The organism is Streptomyces sp. CB03238, from assembly GCF_002099185.1.
GTDB lineage: Bacteria > Actinomycetota > Actinomycetes > Streptomycetales > Streptomycetaceae > Streptomyces.
The window spans coordinates 1-3,406 of the sequence record NZ_NBCN01000056.1; the positions used below are offsets into that span (position 1 = coordinate 1).

General features: G+C 74.5%; 1 protein-coding gene. It reads left to right on the plus strand.

What is annotated here, in order from left to right; all coding sequences use genetic code 11:
- Window positions 1-53: 53 nt before the first annotated feature.
- Window positions 54-3,406 (plus strand): type I polyketide synthase (locus BKD26_RS38850; RefSeq protein ID WP_143662800.1); only part of this gene is annotated, 3,353 nt, incomplete at its 3' end.

Sequence of the window (3,406 nt, forward strand, 5' to 3'; positions counted from 1 at the left end):
CCTTCCAACGCGAACGCTACTGGCTGGAGGCATCCCGGTCCCGAGCGGGCGACATGCGCTCGACGGGCCTCTCGTCCGCCGGGCACCCGCTGCTGGCGGCCACCGTCGAACTGGCCGACGACGGGCGCGTGCTGTTCACCTCCCGCCTGTCCCTCGCCACCCACCCCTGGCTGGCCGAGCACTCGGTCCGTGGCCGTGCGGTCGTGCCGGGAGCCGCCTTCGTCGAGTTGGCGGTACGGGCGGGCGACGAGGTCGACTGCGCCACCGTGGCGGAGCTGACCCTCAGCTCACCGCTGGTGCTCCCCGAGACCGGCGCCGTGCGGGTCCAGCTGACGGTCGACGCGGCGGACGGCGCCGGCCATCGACGGTTCGGCGTGTTCGCACAGGAGGAGGACCGCGACGGCACCTGGACGCGCCACGCCGAGGGCGTCCTCACCCCGGAGCCCGCCGACGACGCGTTCACACTGAGCCAGTGGCCCCCACGGGACGCCGACCCGGTCGAGCTGACGGGACTGTACGAACGCCTCGACGAGCAGGGACACGGCTACGGACCGCTGTTCCAGGGGCTCAAGGCCGCCTGGCACGGGCGGGACGGCGAGGTGTTCGCCGAGGTCGCCCTGCCCGAGGGTGTGGACGCGACCCCGTACGGCATCCACCCGGCGCTGCTCGACGCCGCCCTGCACACCACCCACACCAGAGAGCAGGGAGCGGGGCTCCGCCTCCCGTTCTCCTGGACCGGGATCAGCCTCACCGCCGAGGGCGCGTCCCGCCTGAGGGTCGCCCTCACCAGGCTCGGCGACGACACCGTGTCACTCCGGCTCGCCGACCCCACCGGTGCGCCCGTCGCCTCCGTGGCGTCACTGCTCCTGCGCGCCGACGCCACGCGGGAACCGGGGAGCAGCGCGAGGACCACCACCGCGCCCCTGTACGAGATCGAGTGGATGTCCGCGCCGACACCGGGCATGGACGGCGCACCCGTTACATGGGGCGAGGCCACCGACGCGGCGGGGCTCGACGCGCTCGCCGCGGCCGGAGCCGTCCCGGACGCCGTCCTGGTGCCGTGCCCGCCCCTCGGCGGCCCCCTCGCCGAGGCCGCCCGCACGGTCACCCACCGCGCGCTGGCGCTGATGCGGCGCTGGCTGGCCGACGACCGGTTCGCGGCGTCCCGCCTGGTGTTCGTGACCCAAGGGGCCATGACCACCGCGCCCGGTGAAGAGGCGGGGGACCCGCCCCACGCCGCGCTCTGGGGTCTGGTGCGCTCCGCCCAGACCGAGCACCCGGACCGCTTCGTCCTGATCGACGCCGAAGCCGGTATGGAGCCCGGACACCCGCTCCTGGCAGCCGCGCTCGCCACCGGTGAGCCGCAGCTGGCCCTGCGTGGCACCGCCGTACGGGTACCCCGTCTGGCGCGGACGCCGCACCCGCGGACCCAGCGCGCCCACCTCGACCCCGAAGGCACCGTCCTGATCACCGGGGCGACCGGTGCGCTCGGCCGGGTCGTCGCCCGTCACCTGGTGACCGCGTACGGTGCCCGGCATCTGCTGCTGGCCGGGCGCCGGGGCCCGGACGCCCCCGGCGCGGCCGGTCTCCTCGCCGAACTGCAGGAGTTGGGCGCCCGCGTCACCCTGGCGGCCTGCGACACCGGCGACCGGGACGCACTCGCCGCCCTCCTGGCCGGCATACCCGAGGATCACCGGCTGACCGCCGTCGTGCACAGCGCGGGCGTCATCGACGACGGCGTCCTCGACGCCCTGACCCCCGAGCGTATCGACGCCGTTCTGCGGCCCAAGGTGGACGCCGCGGTCCATCTGCACGAACTGACCAGCGGCACGCCCCTCGACGCGTTCGTCGTCTTCTCCTCCGTCTCGGGTGCCCTCGGCGGGGCAGGCCAGGCCAACTACGCCGCTGCCAATGTCTTCCTCGACGCCCTGGCGGAGTACCGGCACGCCCTCGGCCTGCCCGCGACCTCGATCGCCTGGGGCCTGTGGGCCGAGCACGGCGGCATGGCCGCCGCCCTCGGCGAGGCGGACGTCAAGCGGCTGAACCGTTCCGGTGTCGCCCCGCTGACCACACAGGACGGACTGGCGCTCTTCGACGCGGCGCTCGCCGGCGACAGGACCGCGGTGGTCGCGGCGCGCATCGACACCGCGGCCTTGCGGGCCCACGGCTCCGGTCCCGTGCCCGCCGTTCTGCGCGGGCTGGTGCGCACCCCCGCCCGCCGCACCGCGAGCGTCGGCGACACCACGCTGACCCAACGCCTGCTCGCACTGCCCAAGAGCGCGCAGGTCGAGACGGTTCGGGAACTCGTCGCCACGGAGGTCGCGGCCGTACTCGGCCGAACTGCGCTCACCACGGCGGACGCCGACCAGTCCTTCGGTGACCTCGGGTTCGACTCGCTCACCGTGGTCGAGCTGCGCCACCGGCTCGCCGCCGCCACCGGGCTGCGGCTGCCCGCGGCCGTGGCCTTCGACTACCCGACCGTCCCCGCGCTGGCCACCCACATCCGCGACGAATTGCTCGGAACGGCCCTCCCCATTGCCGCGCGTGCCCCGCGCGCGGCCCGGGCCGCCGCCGACGACGAGCCGATCGCGATCGTGGCGATGAGCTGTCGCTACCCGGGCGGCGTCGCCTCCCCGGAGGACCTGTGGAGCCTGGTCCAAGAGGGCATCGACGCGATCGGTGAGTTCCCCACGGACCGTGGCTGGGACCTCGCCGGTCTCTTTGACGACGACCCGGACACGCCCGGTACCTCCTATGCGCGGCACGGTGGCTTCCTCACGGGCCCGGGCGACTTCGATCCGGCGTTCTTCGGCATGAGCCCGAGGGAGGCGCTGGCCACCGACCCGCAGCAGCGGTTGCTGCTGGAGGTGTCGTGGGAGGCGTTCGAGCGGGCCGGGATCGACCCGGTCTCGCTTCGCGGCAGCCGCACCGGCGTGTTCGCCGGTGTGATGCACCACGACTACGTGTCGCGGCTCGGCGGCGTCCCCGAGGAACTGGAGGGCTATGTGAGCACGGGGACCGCGGGCAGTGTCGCCTCCGGCCGGGTGTCCTACACCCTAGGGCTGGAGGGCCCCGCCGTGACCGTGGACACGGCGTGCTCGTCGTCGCTGGTCGCGCTGCACCTGGCGGCGCAGGCGCTGCGGCAGGGCGAGTGCGACCTCGCCCTGGCCGGCGGTGTGACCGTGCTCGCGTCACCCGAGACGTTCGTCGAGTTCTCCCGCCAGCGCGGCCTCTCCCCGGACGGCCGCTGCCGCGCCTTTGCCGCGGGCGCCAATGGTGTCGGCTGGTCCGAGGGCGCCGGCATGGTCCTGCTGGAGCGGCTCTCGGACGCGGTCCGCAACGGCCGCCCGATCATGGCCGTGGTGCGCGGCAGCGCGATCAACTCCGATGGTGCGTCGAATGGGTT